The organism is Serratia sp. EWG9 (genome assembly GCF_019913725.1).
Classification (GTDB): domain Bacteria; phylum Pseudomonadota; class Gammaproteobacteria; order Enterobacterales; family Enterobacteriaceae; genus Serratia; species Serratia ureilytica.
The window spans coordinates 161,532-174,608 of record NZ_JADNRO010000005.1; the positions used below are offsets into that span (position 1 = coordinate 161,532).

Annotated in this window: 11 protein-coding genes; 6 read left to right on the forward strand and 5 right to left on the reverse strand. The window is 59.9% G+C overall.

What is annotated here, in order from left to right; all coding sequences use genetic code 11:
• Nucleotides 1-177 precede the first annotated feature (177 nt).
• The 6 genes from folE (at nucleotide 178) to mglC (ending at nucleotide 7,148) form a co-directional block, all read left to right on the forward strand.
• On the forward strand, nucleotides 178-843 hold the full coding sequence (folE, locus tag ITX55_RS13550; protein WP_004938969.1) for a GTP cyclohydrolase I FolE: 666 nt from the start codon (nucleotides 178-180) through the stop codon (nucleotides 841-843).
• A 79-nt stretch (nucleotides 844-922) separates the two neighbouring features.
• Nucleotides 923-2,095 (forward strand): DUF418 domain-containing protein YeiB, encoded by a 1,173-nt coding sequence (gene yeiB / locus ITX55_RS13555; protein WP_122017024.1) that lies wholly within the window; start codon nucleotides 923-925, stop codon nucleotides 2,093-2,095.
• 127 nt (nucleotides 2,096-2,222) lie between these two features.
• Nucleotides 2,223-3,260: an HTH-type transcriptional regulator GalS gene (galS, locus tag ITX55_RS13560; RefSeq protein ID WP_042784038.1), complete on the forward strand. Its 1,038-nt coding sequence runs from the start codon at nucleotides 2,223-2,225 to the stop codon at nucleotides 3,258-3,260.
• Nucleotides 3,261-3,525: 265 nt separating this feature from the next.
• Nucleotides 3,526-4,518 carry a galactose/glucose ABC transporter substrate-binding protein MglB gene (mglB, locus tag ITX55_RS13565; protein ID WP_033650594.1) on the forward strand — a complete coding sequence of 331 codons (993 nt, stop codon included), beginning with the start codon at nucleotides 3,526-3,528 and terminating at the stop codon, nucleotides 4,516-4,518.
• Between the two features lie 99 nt (nucleotides 4,519-4,617).
• On the forward strand, nucleotides 4,618-6,126 hold the full coding sequence (gene mglA, locus ITX55_RS13570) for a galactose/methyl galactoside ABC transporter ATP-binding protein MglA (protein WP_004938959.1): 1,509 nt from the start codon (nucleotides 4,618-4,620) through the stop codon (nucleotides 6,124-6,126).
• 11 nt (nucleotides 6,127-6,137) lie between these two features.
• A complete protein-coding gene (gene mglC, locus ITX55_RS13575) occupies nucleotides 6,138-7,148 on the forward strand; it encodes a galactose/methyl galactoside ABC transporter permease MglC (RefSeq protein WP_033642445.1) in 1,011 nt (336 codons plus the stop codon).
• Nucleotides 7,149-7,991: 843 nt separating this feature from the next.
• On the opposite strand, the gene sanA is transcribed toward mglC, so the two are convergent.
• The 5 genes from sanA to ITX55_RS13600 all read right to left on the reverse strand — a co-directional run bounded on the left by sanA (nucleotide 7,992) and on the right by ITX55_RS13600 (nucleotide 12,945).
• The gene (gene sanA, locus ITX55_RS13580; RefSeq protein ID WP_004938948.1) at nucleotides 7,992-8,735 is read right to left on the reverse strand and encodes an outer membrane permeability protein SanA; all 744 of its coding nucleotides are present in this window, start codon (nucleotides 8,733-8,735) and stop codon (nucleotides 7,992-7,994) included.
• Nucleotides 8,736-8,904: 169 nt separating this feature from the next.
• Nucleotides 8,905-10,602, reverse strand: a complete 1,698-nt coding sequence (locus ITX55_RS13585) for an NAD-dependent malic enzyme (RefSeq protein WP_004938945.1) — start codon at nucleotides 10,600-10,602, stop codon at nucleotides 8,905-8,907.
• A gap of 221 nt (nucleotides 10,603-10,823) precedes the next feature.
• Nucleotides 10,824-11,708 (reverse strand): cytidine deaminase, encoded by an 885-nt coding sequence (gene cdd, locus ITX55_RS13590; RefSeq protein WP_223085149.1) that lies wholly within the window; start codon nucleotides 11,706-11,708, stop codon nucleotides 10,824-10,826.
• 137 nt (nucleotides 11,709-11,845) lie between these two features.
• Complete coding sequence (locus ITX55_RS13595; protein WP_072628018.1) at nucleotides 11,846-12,541, reverse strand: CidB/LrgB family autolysis modulator; 696 nt, start codon at nucleotides 12,539-12,541, stop codon at nucleotides 11,846-11,848.
• A complete protein-coding gene (locus tag ITX55_RS13600) occupies nucleotides 12,538-12,945 on the reverse strand; it encodes a CidA/LrgA family protein (protein ID WP_033642448.1) in 408 nt (135 codons plus the stop codon). Before ITX55_RS13600 ends, ITX55_RS13595 begins: the two co-directional genes overlap by 4 nt.
• Nucleotides 12,946-13,077: the final 132 nt, after the last annotated feature.

The following is a 13,077-nucleotide window of genomic DNA, read 5'->3' on the forward strand; positions in this document are numbered from 1 at the left end:
CTCTGGATGAAGCACTATCACTGGATAATCGCCGCGCTCTCATCTACAGTGGGGGCAAAATCTTGACCGGGTTCACGTTATCCACCACGAAAACTCTGCCGTCACGAGAGCAAGCAATTCGCCGGCCGCACGCCCTATCAGGCCGCCGGCGGGTTCCGTCCGCAGGAGAACAAATACATGACATCATTAAGTAAAGAAGCCGCGCTGGTGCATGCGGCACTGGAAGAGCGTGGTCTGGAGACACCGCTGCGCGGGGAAGTGCTGGATCGCGAAACGCGCAAGCGTCGCATCAAAGAGCACATGACCGAAATCATGCAGCTGCTGAATCTCGATCTGTCTGACGACAGCCTGGCGGAAACGCCGCATCGCATCGCCAAAATGTATGTCGACGAGATCTTCTCCGGTCTGGACTACGCCAACTTCCCGAAAATCACCGTCATCGAGAACAAAATGAAGGTGGATGAGATGGTGACGGTGCGCGATATCACGCTGACCAGCACCTGTGAACACCACTTCGTCACCATTGACGGCAAGGCCACCGTGGCCTATATCCCGAAAGACTCGGTGATCGGTCTGTCGAAGATCAACCGCATTGTGCAGTTCTTCTCCCAGCGCCCGCAGGTGCAAGAGCGCCTGACCCAGCAGATCCTGGTCGCGCTGCAGACCCTGCTCGGCACCAATAACGTGGCGGTATCGATCGATGCGGTCCATTATTGTGTCAAAGCGCGCGGCATTCGCGACGCGACCAGCGCCACCACCACCACCTCGTTGGGGGGGCTGTTCAAGTCCAGCCAAAATACCCGCCAGGAGTTCCTGCGCGCGGTGCGCCATCACCAGGGGTGATGGCGTTGCGGGGCGACTCGCAAAACGACAACAGGCGCCTGCGGGCGCCTTTTTCATGAGCGGAAGACAGCGATAAAAAATGAACAGTCATCCTCTGCCGCGCATCGCCACGCTGGACTGCGTGCGCGGCATCGCCATCCTCGGCATCTTATTGCTGAACATCAGCGCCTTCGGCTTGCCGAAGGCCGCCTACCTCAATCCGGCCTATCTGGGGATGCCGTCATCGCGCGACGCCTGGACCTGGGCGCTGCTGGATCTTTTCGCCCAGGCCAAGTTCCTGGCGATGTTCGCGCTGCTGTTCGGCGCCGGGCTGCAAATGCTGCTGCGGCGCGGCAAAAGCTGGATCCGCGCGCGGCTGTCATGGCTGGTGCTGTTCGGCCTCGCGCACGCCATCTTCCTGTGGGACGGCGACATTCTGCTGGCCTACGGGCTGATCGGCCTGGTGTGCTGGCGCATGATCCGCGAAGCCAAAGACACATTCCAGCTGCTGAAAACCGGCGTGGTGCTCTACCTGATCGGCGTGGCGGTGCTGCTGCTGCTCGGTTTTGTCTCGCACGGTGAACCGGGCAGCTTCTGGCAGCCGGGCGTGGCGGAATTGCAGTACGAGAAGTTCTGGAAGCTGCAGGGCGGTTTCGAAGCCTGGCGCAGCCGCGCCGATCTGCTCTCGTCCAGCCTGCTGGCCATCGGCGCGCAGTATGGCTGGGAGCTGGCGGGGCTGATGCTGTTCGGCGCCGGGCTAATGCGCAGCGGCTGGCTGCGCGGCAGCTATTCCTCCGGCTATTACCTGCGGCAGGCGGCGTGGCTGTTGCCGCTATCCGTGCTGATCCAACTGCCGGCGGTGGTGCTGCAATGGCAGGTGCACTGGGACTATCGCTGGAGCGGTTTCCTGCTGCAGGTGCCGCGCGAGCTGGGCGCGCCGCTGCAGGCGCTGGGCTATCTGGCGCTGTGTTACGGTTTCTGGCCCGCGCTGTCGCGCCTGCGCATCGCCCACTGGCTGAGCCAGGTGGGGCGCATGGCGCTGAGCAACTACCTGTTGCAAACGCTGATCTGCACTACGCTGTTTTATCGCTTTGGCCTCTATGAGCAGTTCGACCGGCTTCAGCTGTTGGCGGTTGTGCCGCTGGTCTGGTTGGTCAACCTGGTCTTTTCCGCACTGTGGCTGCGTTACTTCGAACAGGGGCCGATGGAATGGCTGTGGCGCAAATTGACGCAGATGGCCGCCGGTGAAACGGAATCCAAAGCGCTGAAGTGAGCGCCCATCGGCAGGTTAAAAAAATGTATGTAAACGTTTTCTTTCCTGTGACGTAATTCACGCAGAGCTGCGGGTCAATCGGGGTAGGATAGCGCCACCGGCCACTACCCCGATTTCAGGATCCCGCATGCCTCCAGTTCATCCGATCACTATTCGCGACGTGGCGAAACGCGCCGGCGTCTCCGTGGCGACCGTGTCTCGCGTGCTCAATCACAGCGCGCTGACCAGCAAAGAGACGCGCGAACAGGTGCTGCAGGCGGTGGCGGAACTGGGCTACCGCCCCAACGCCAATGCACAGGCGCTGGCGACCCAAAGTAGCGATACGCTGGGCGTGGTGGTGATGGACGTGTCCGATCCATTCTTCGGCGCGCTGGTGAAAGCGGTAGACACGGTGGCGCAGAAACACCACAAGTATCTGCTGATCGGCAACAGCTATCATCAGGCGGATAAAGAGCGCCATGCGATCGAAGTGCTGATCCGTCAGCGCTGTAACGCCCTGATTGTTCACGCCAAAGCCCTGAGCGACGCCGAACTGATCGGCTTTCTGGAGCAGGTGCCGGGCATGGTGCTGATCAATCGAATTATCCCCGGCTATGAGCCGCGCTGCGTTGGGCTGGACAACGTCAGTGGCGCTGACATGGCGATGCGTCTTCTGCTCTCGCAGGGCCATCGGCGCATCGGTTATCTGGGCTCCAATCACCCGATCGAAGACGGGCCGCTGCGTCAGCAAGGCTATGCTCAGGCGATGGCCGCCGCCGGGCTGGCGACGCCCGACAGCTGGCGCGCGTACGGTTCGCCGGATCTGCAGGGCGGCGAGGCGGCGATGGTCGAGCTGCTGGGGCGCAACTTACAGCTGAGCGCGGTGTTCGCCTACAACGACGCCATGGCCGCCGGCGCCATGGCGGTGCTGAAAGAAAACGGTATCACGGTGCCGCAGCATTTCTCGCTGATCGGCTTCGACGATATTCCCATCGCGCGCTACACCAGCCCCAAACTCACCACGGTGCGTTACCCGATCGTTTCGATGGCCACGTTGGCGACCGAGCTGGCATTACAGGGCGCAGCAGGCCTGGCGGAGCCGCAGGCGAGCCATCTGTTCATGCCGACGCTGGTGCGGCGCCATTCTGTCGCCCCCTGGCAAAGTGAGGCGACGGTCACTCTCTGACGATTTAATCTTGTGTAACCGTTTTCAATCTGTGAGAAAATTCACAGAATATTAACATCACGCCGTCTATGCTCTAGGCGTTTTCAGGCGCAAAGGCCCTTGCCGCTGTAACCGTTTATCTCGCGCTGACACAGCATTTCTCGGAAATAACAAGATCCACGGACGACAGGTGTTGAGTGGAAATCGCCTGGCCTGGGGTGCGCGCACTGCCGGTGACCATTGGCTCAAAGACGAGTAATACCCTACACAGAACCGGAGATTGACAATGAATAAGAAGGTTTTCACCCTGGCCGCCATGGCCGCTGCCATGATGTTTGGCGCCGCAGCCCATGCTGATACCCGTATTGGCGTCACGATTTACAAATACGACGACAACTTCATGTCGGTGGTGCGCAAAGCGATCGAGAAAGACGCCAAGGCTTCACCGGACGTTACCCTGTTGATGAATGACTCGCAGAACGACCAGTCCAAACAGAACGATCAGATCGACGTGCTGCTGGCCAAGGGCGTGAAAGCGCTGGCGATCAACCTGGTCGACCCGGCCGCGGCGCCGGTGGTTATCGATAAGGCGCGCGCAAACGATATCCCGGTGGTGTTCTACAACAAAGAACCTTCCCGCAAAGCGCTGGACAGCTATGACAAGGCGTATTACGTCGGCACCGATTCCAAAGAGTCCGGCGTGATCCAGGGCGAACTGATCGCCAAACACTGGAAAGCCAATCCGGCCTGGGATCTGAACAAAGACGGCCAGATCCAATTCGTGCTGCTGAAGGGCGAGCCGGGCCACCCGGATGCCGAAGCGCGCACCACCTACGTGGTGAAAACGCTGAACGAGAAAGGCATCAAGACCCAACAGCTGCAGTTGGATACCGCGATGTGGGATACCGCGCAGGCGAAAGACAAGATGGACGCCTGGCTCTCCGGCCCGAACGCCAACAAGATCGAAGTGGTGATCGCCAACAACGACGCCATGGCGATGGGCGCGGTGGAAGCGCTGAAAGCGCACAACAAGACCAGTATTCCGGTGTTCGGCGTGGATGCGCTGCCTGAAGCGCTGGCGCTGGTGAAATCCGGCGCGATGGCGGGCACGGTGCTGAACGACGCCGACAATCAGGCGAAGGCCACCTTCGAGCTGGCGAAAAACCTGGCGGCGGGCAAACCGGCCACCGAAGGCACCCAATATAAAATCGAAAATAAAGTCGTGCGTATCCCTTACGTCGGCGTAGATAAAGACAACCTGTCTCAGTTCATTAAATAAGAATTGAGATCCCGCTAAGACCCCGCCTGCGGCGCCAACACCAGGGATACCGCCGGCGGGGATGTTTACGACTGCAAGATCGTTAAGCCAGGTGTATTTATGGCCGATAGCTCACGCGAATTTTTGCTGGAAATGACGGATATTTGTAAGTCATTTCCCGGCGTCAAAGCCTTGGACAATGTCAATTTACGCGTCCGTCCGCACTCCATTCACGCCCTGATGGGGGAGAACGGCGCGGGGAAATCGACGTTGTTGAAATGCCTGTTCGGCATTTACAAAAAAGACAGCGGCAGCATTGTATTTCAGGGCCGGGAAATCGACTTCAAGAGCTCGAAGGAAGCGCTGGAGCACGGCGTTTCCATGGTGCATCAGGAGCTGAACCTGGTGCTGCAGCGCACCGTGATGGACAACATGTGGCTGGGGCGCTACCCGACCAAAGGCCTGTTCGTCGATCAGGACAAGATGTTCAAAGACACTCAGGCGATCTTCGACGAGCTGGATATCGACATCAACCCGCGCGAAAAGGTGGGCAACCTGTCGGTGTCGCAGATGCAGATGATCGAGATCGCCAAAGCGTTTTCCTATGACGCCAAGATCGTCATCATGGACGAACCGACCTCTTCGTTGACGGAGAAAGAGGTCAATCACCTGTTCACCATCATCCGCAAGCTGAAAGAGCGCGGCTGCGGCATCGTCTATATCTCGCACAAGATGGAAGAGATCTTCCAGCTGTGCGACGAGATAACGGTGCTGCGCGACGGCCAGTGGATCGCCACCCAGCCGCTGGAAGGGCTGGATATGGACAAGATCATCGCCATGATGGTCGGCCGCTCGCTGAGCCAGCGTTTCCCCGACAGGCAGAACACGCCGGGTGAGGTGATCCTCGAGGTGAAGAACCTGACGTCGCTGCGCCAGCCTTCGATCCGCGATGTGTCCTTCGATCTGCACCAGGGCGAGATCCTCGGCATCGCCGGGCTGGTGGGCGCCAAGCGCACCGACATCGTCGAGACGCTGTTCGGCATTCGCGAGAAGGTGGCGGGCACTATCAAGCTGCACGGCAAGGCGATCGACAACCACAGCGCCAACGAAGCGATTAACCACGGTTTCGCGCTGGTGACCGAAGAGCGGCGATCCACCGGGATTTACGCCTACCTCGACGTGGGTTTCAACTCGCTGATCTCCAACATCCGCAATTATAAAAACAAGCTCGGCCTGCTGGACAACGCGCGGATGAAGAGTGACACCCAGTGGGTGATCGACGCCATGCGGGTGAAAACGCCGGGGCATCACACCCATATCGGCTCGCTGTCCGGCGGCAATCAGCAGAAGGTGATCATCGGCCGCTGGCTGCTGACGCAACCGGAGATCCTGATGCTGGATGAACCGACGCGCGGCATCGACGTGGGCGCCAAGTTCGAGATCTATCAGCTGATGACCGAGCTGGCGAAGAAGGGCAAGGGGATCATTATCGTCTCGTCCGAAATGCCGGAGCTTTTGGGGATCACCGACCGCATTTTGGTGATGAGCAACGGCCAGGTTGCGGGCATCGTTAACACCAAGCAGACCTCGCAGAATGAAATCTTACGTCTCGCCTCCCTGCACCTTTAAGGATTCGAATTATGAACGCGCTAAATAAAAAAACCTTATTTACCTATTTCAAGGAAGGCGGCATTTACGTGGTGTTGCTGGTGCTGTTGGCCATCATCATCATTCAGGACCCCACTTTCCTCAGCCTGATGAACCTGAGCAATATCCTGACGCAGTCTTCGGTGCGCATCATCATCGCGCTGGGCGTGGCGGGATTGATCGTGACCCAGGGCACCGACCTGTCCGCCGGGCGGCAGGTGGGGCTGGCGGCGGTGGTGGCGGCCACGCTGCTGCAGTCGATGGATAACGTCAACAAAGTGTTCCCGCACATGGAAACCTGGTCGATTCCCGTGGTTATCCTGCTGGTGTGTGCGGTCGGCGCGGTGATCGGCCTGGTTAACGGCCTGATTATCGCCTACCTCAACGTGACGCCGTTCATCACCACGTTGGGCACCATGATCATCGTCTACGGCATCAACTCGCTGTATTACGATTCGGTCGGCGCGTCGCCGGTCGCCGGCTTCGATCCGAAGTTCTCCACCTTTGCCCAAGGCTTCTTGCGCTTCGGCGACTTCAAGCTGTCGTACATCACCTTCTATGCGCTGATTGCCATCATTTTCGTCTGGATCTTGTGGACCAAGACCCGCTTCGGCAAGAACATCTTCGCCATCGGCGGCAACCCGGAAGCGGCCAAAGTGTCCGGCGTCAATGTGCCGCTGAACCTGATCATGATCTATGCTCTGTCCGGCGTGTTCTATGCCTTCGGTGGCTTGCTGGAAGCGGGGCGCATCGGCAGCGCCACCAACAACCTCGGCTTTATGTATGAGCTGGACGCCATCGCCGCCTGCGTGGTGGGGGGCGTCTCATTTGCCGGCGGGGTGGGTACGGTGTGGGGCGTGGTGACCGGGGTGATCATCTTTACCGTCATCAACTACGGCCTGACCTATATCGGCATCAACCCGTACTGGCAGTACATCATCAAGGGCAGCATCATCATCTTCGCCGTGGCGCTGGACTCGTTGAAATACGCCAAGAAGAAGTAGATCTGCCGCAGCAGAGACGACAAGGCCGGCCTATTGCCTAATGCTGGTCAGTTAGCGTTTTTTTGAAGTACTCGAGTCGTTTTCGGTCGATAAATGAGAGGTGCATCATGAGGCTCCAGCACCTCGACCGAGCCAGGGGCCGAAGGCGCGGCCCCTGGCAACCCGCGCCTTTGCCCTATCAGACGGTTGGCTTTGCCAACTGCCCTCTCTCCGCCATAGCGCATTGAGGCCGGTTGCGACAGGCGTCCCTGCCTGTCTCACCTGAAACCGCCGTCCATGGCGGTTTCTCCTAATGCACTATGCCTGCGTTCGGCGTCTTCAAGGGCGTCCAATACCGTGCTCATCTCCGATTACGCTTCTCTGTCATAACCTCATAAGGGACAGGTTGCCCGGTAGCTGCCAGCTCGGGTGTTGACCTTAGGCGCGCATCACCGGCTGCCGAGCAAGACGGCGTTGTCAGGGGCAACCGGCCAGGGAAGGCCGTTGAGGCGAGACTAACAGGGACGTTTGTCGCAGCCGACCCGCCCGACAATGCAGACGCGGCGAGGACAAATCTGCCGGGAGCAGATTTGAACGCTGCTTGCAGCGGCCCCGAAGGGGCGAGGCCCAGGGTGGGCCGAGTAATTTCCGCACAGCGGGCAGACGGTGTTAAGCAAGGGCGCGGGTGGAGGGGCCGCGCCTTCGGCCCCTCCAATTGCCGTTCATTGTAGTAACAGAGAAATTCGGGGGATTTACGGCAATTCATCCTGCACGTCACGTAAAGAGACTGGATAAAAAATACCAGTCAGGCTTAAGTGACCGGCATTAGGCCTATTCTTCCGGCTTTTTTGGGCGTTTGCTGCGTCAGGGCTGTTTGGCTTTCTGTTTCTCTTCTTTCAGCTTGTGCTCCAGCTCCACCAACTGTTCCGGTGACACGGCGGGATAACCCTGGGCGTCTTCCGGCACGGTGTGCATGGCGGAGATCGGGATCAGCGGGCCGAGGAAGCGCGGCTCGCGCTTGAGGATGTACAGATCGGTCAGCGCGCCAAGACGGGCGAAGATCTCGCGGGCGCGCACCGTCATCATGTCCTTTGGCGACGGCACCGCGTAACACTGCGCCTGAATGCCCATGTGCAGGGCGATAAACAGCGCGCGCTCGCAGTGGAAGCGCTGGGTGATGATGATGAAATCGTTGGTGTCGAACACCTTGCGGGTGCGCACGATGGAATCCAGGGTGCGGAAGCCGGCGTAATCCAGCACGATATCGCTCGGCGCCACGCCGGCGGCGATCAGATCGCGGCGCATGGTCATCGGTTCGTTATAGCTTTGCTGGGCATTGTCGCCGCTCAGCAGCAGGTATTTTACCTTGCCGCTGTTATAAGCGTTGATCGCTCCCTGAATGCGGTAACGGTAGTACTGGTTGATCACGCCGGTGCGATAATACTTGGCGGTGCCGAGCACTACGCCGACCTGGCGATGCGGCAATTCCTGCAGTTCGTCGTAGACGTAAGGCGCGGTTTTCCAGCTGATCCAGCGATCGAGCGCAATAGCCGAGCCCATCAACACCGCAATGATGATGAACAGGCTGATTATCAGGCGTTTCCACATGTTGTTGCCTTACGCGCGCCGGGCTGAAAAAGATGGATCAAGGCTACTTTACCTGACCGACCGACGCAAGACGCGAACCGCCTGAAGCACGCGCGTCGCCGCATTTTTCGGCGGTTTTGCCGCACAAAAAAGCCCGGCGGAGCCGGGCTGGGTCATTTCAGCGCGTCAATCAGAACGAGGTGCGCTTATAGCTGCGGTACTGCGGCCGCCAGAAGTTGTGCTCGATGGCTTTCGACAGCGCGTCTTCGGAGGTGACGATCGCCACACCCTGCAGCTGCGCCGCTTTGCCCACTTCCATGGCGATGCACTTGGATACGCCCTGAATATCGTCGATATTCGGCAGCAGCGCGCCGTGGCCGTCGGTCGCCAGCGGCGAACAATCCGCCAGCGCGCGGCTGGCGGCCATCAGCATGGCGTCGGTGACGCGGGTGGCGCCGGAGGCCAGCACGCCCAAACCGATGCCCGGGAAGATGTAGGAGTTGTTGCACTGGGCAATCGGGTACAGCTGCTCTTTGTAGCTTACCGGCGCAAACGGGCTGCCGGTCGCGACCAGGGCGGCGCCGTCGGTCCAGTTGATGATGTCTTCCGGACGGGCTTCCACGCGCGAGGTTGGGTTGGACAGCGGCATCACGATAGGGCGTTCGCAGTGCTTGTGCATCTCGCGGATCAGCTCTTCGGTAAACAGCCCTGGCTGGCCGGAAACGCCGATCAGAATGGTCGGCTTGGCGTTGCGCACCACGTCCAGCAGCGAGATGGCGTCGCTGGCGGTTTCCCAACCGGCCAGGTTGTCGCTCTTCTGCACCAGCTTGCTCTGGAAGTCGAGCAGGTTCGGCAGTTTGTCGGTCAGCAGGCCGAAACGGTCAACCATGAATACGCGGGCGCGCGCTTCGTCTTCGCTCAACCCCTCGGACTTCATCTGCGCGATGATCTGTTCGGCGATGCCGCAGCCGGCGGAACCGGCGCCGAGGAAGGTGACGGTCTGATCGCGCAGCTGGCTGCCGGCGGCGCGGCTGGCGGCGATCAGGCTGCCGAGGGTGACCGCGGCGGTGCCCTGGATGTCGTCGTTAAAGCAGCAGATCTCGTCGCGGTAGCGGTTCAGCAGCGGGGTGGCGTTGTTCTGCGCGAAGTCTTCGAACTGCAGCAGCACGTTCGGCCAGCGGCGTTTGACCGCCTGAATAAACTCTTCGACGAAGGCGTGGTATTCCTCGCCGGAGATGCGCGGATGGCGCCAGCCCATGTACAGCGGATCGTTGAGGCGCTGCGGGTTGTTGGTGCCGACGTCCAACACTACCGGCAGGGTATAGGCCGGGCTGATGCCGCCGCAGGCGGTATACAGCGACAGCTTGCCGATGGGGATACCCATGCCGCCGATGCCCTGGTCGCCCAGGCCGAGAATGCGTTCGCCGTCGGTCACCACGATCACCTTGACGTTCTGTTTGGTGGCGTTTTGCAGCATGTCATCGATGCGATCGCGGTTCGGGTAGGAGATGAACAGCCCGCGCGCGCGGCGGTAGATATCGGAGAAGTGCTCGCAGGCCTCGCCGACGGTCGGGGTGTAGATGATTGGCATCATCTCGCTCAGGTGCGAGTCCAGCAGGCGATAGAACAGGGTTTCGTTAGTGTCCTGGATGTTGCGCAGGTAGATGTGCTTATCGTTATCGTTCTTGAAATCCTGATACTGACGGTAGGCGCGTTCCACCTGTTCTTCGATGGTCTCCACCGCTTCCGGCAGCAGGCCGTGCAGGTTGAAGTGGCTACGTTCTTCCTCGGTGAAAGCGCTGCCTTTGTTCAGCAGCGGAAATTCCAGCAGAATCGGGCCGGCGTAAGGGATGTAGAGCGGGCGTTTGCTTTCGTATTCTAGTTCCATCAGTTTTACTCTTCACGTATCAGATAACTGTATTGCCGACGATCCTAAAAGATAAAGAGAAGATGTACAGCATTTGTTGCCCGATGATGAACCAGGTTGGCGTAATTATCGACAATCAAATGATTTTTTAACTAAAGAAAGTGTCTCTGGCGGCGTCGGGGCATTGTATTTGGCGGGCGGTGCTGTTAACGGCGGAACCGGATGGCCCCGCCGTCGTGCGCTTAGAAGGCGGCGCGGCTGACGTTTTGGCAACCCAGCGCCGCCAGGGTGACGCGGGTGGCGTCCCATTGGCTGATGCTCGCGTCCTGCGGTTCGGCCAGGACGGCGCGACGGATAGCCCGGCAGTCGCCGCCGGAGAGGTTCAGCAGGATCAGCGCAGCCTGCAGCGGCGGCAGACTCGGGTTAAAAGCGGCGTTTTCCGCATACCGGCCGGCGTAGAGGCTGCCGTCTGCCGTTTCCAGCGCCACGCCGCTGTGGGCGTTGCTGTACGGCGCGTGGCTCCGGTTGGCCGCCGCCAGCGCCGCTTGCGTCAGCGTATCGTTCAGCGGCAGTTGATGCCCGTGATTGACCTCGTCCATGAGCAGTGAAGCGACATCCAGATCTTTCGGGCCGAAGGCGTCCGGCAGATAGTCCGCCAGCGTGGCCGGCGCGCGGCCAGGCAAACGGATTTGCAGCGCGCCGCCGCTGTTCAGCTCATTCATAAACTGGCGGCAGTGGCCGCACGGCGTATAGTTGACGGTGATCGAGGCCAGCGCTTTTTCGCCGCGCAGCCAGGCTTGAGTCACTGCGCTTTGTTCCGCATGTACGGATTGCTGCAGCGGCGCGCCGCTGAATTCCATATTGGCGCCGAAATAGAGATTGCCGCTTTGCCCGCGCGCGATGGCGCCGACGTGGAAATGCGATATCGGGGTTAACGAGCAGGCCGCCGCCAGCGGCAGCAGCGCGAATGCCAGCGCGTCATCGTCCAACCCGCACCCTGAGCGGATCGCCGCCGCTTGCTCGGCCGTGAACATCGCCGGAAAGTCGGGCGCGTCCAGATAGGGCTGCAGGGCGGATTGCAGTGTCGCGGGCAGTGCGCTGAAAGCGGTGTGAAAACGCGGATGCATGGAAGGTCTCTCTACAGGTTAACGGGATCACATTCTAGGCAGGCCAGAGACATTAAAGTGTGATCAATATCTCTTAAATGATGAAATCAATGCAATAAAAGGCGTAAATGCGAGATGTATCGCAAGTTTCATCCTGATCAACCGAACAGATGCAACAGCACCGGAAACACAAACGGCGCCAGCAGCGAGGTGATGATGCCGCAGATCACCAGCGCCAGCGAGCCGAAGGCGCCCTCCTGATAGTCCATCTCCGCGCAGCGCGCGGTGCCCAGCGCGTGGGAAGCCGTGCCCATCGCCAGGCCACGCGCCGAGGGGGTCGTGATTTTCAACAGGTTGAACAGCGTGTGGCCGAACACGGCGCCGAGGATGCCGACGAAAATAACGCAAACCGCGCTGATCGCCGGAATGCCGCCGAGCGAGTCCGCGACGGCCATCGCGATCGGCGTAGTGACCGATTTCGGCAAGATAGAGGCGGCGATTTCCGGCGTGGCGCCCAACCACAGGGCGATGGCGCCGCCGCTGATCATGGCGCTCAGGCTGCCGATGAAGCACACCGTGATAATCGACTTCCAGCGCGCGCGGATTTGGTGCAACTGCTCATACAGCGGGAAGGCCAGCGCGACGACCGCCGGCTGCAGCAGATCGTTGAGGATCCTGCTGCCCTGGAAGTAGCGCTCATAGGAAATGCCGCTGAGCAGCAGCAGCGGGATGATCACCGCCATGGACACCAGCAGCGGATTGAGCAGCGGCATGTTCAACCGGCGCGCCAGCCAGCGCGCGGCGAAATAGACCGCCAGCGTCAGCGGCAGCGACCACCAGATTTCATGGATCATGAGTTGCCCTCCGTGTCGTCGGGCTTGCCGGCAATGCGCCGCTCGCGGTGAAAATAGTGTGAGGTATAGCCGACCACCACCAGCACCATCAGCGTGCTGATCAGGCAAGAAATGACCAGCGGGCCCAGATGCGCGACGATCTGGTCGTAATATTTCATCACGCCGACGCCGATCGGCACGAACAGCAGCACCATGTAGCGGATCAGCAAATGACAGCCGGGTTTAACCCATTTGGCCGGCAGGATCTGGGTGGAGAGCAGCGCGAACAGCAAGAGCATGCCGATGATGCTGCCGGGAATGGCGAACGGCAGCAGCGCCGCCACTGCGTTGCCGACGAACAGACACAGGTAGATGAGGAGCAGGGCCCTGAGGTATTTCCAGCACAGTGTGAGCACGTTGGCCATTGTCTTTTCCCGTTTAACTGACGCATTCATCATACAATTAAACTGTGAGCCACGCCACAGATCGCACTATGAATTCTCGCTATGCCTGCCATGCGCGATCGGCGGGTTGACATCCTGCTTTGAGAGTTGCAG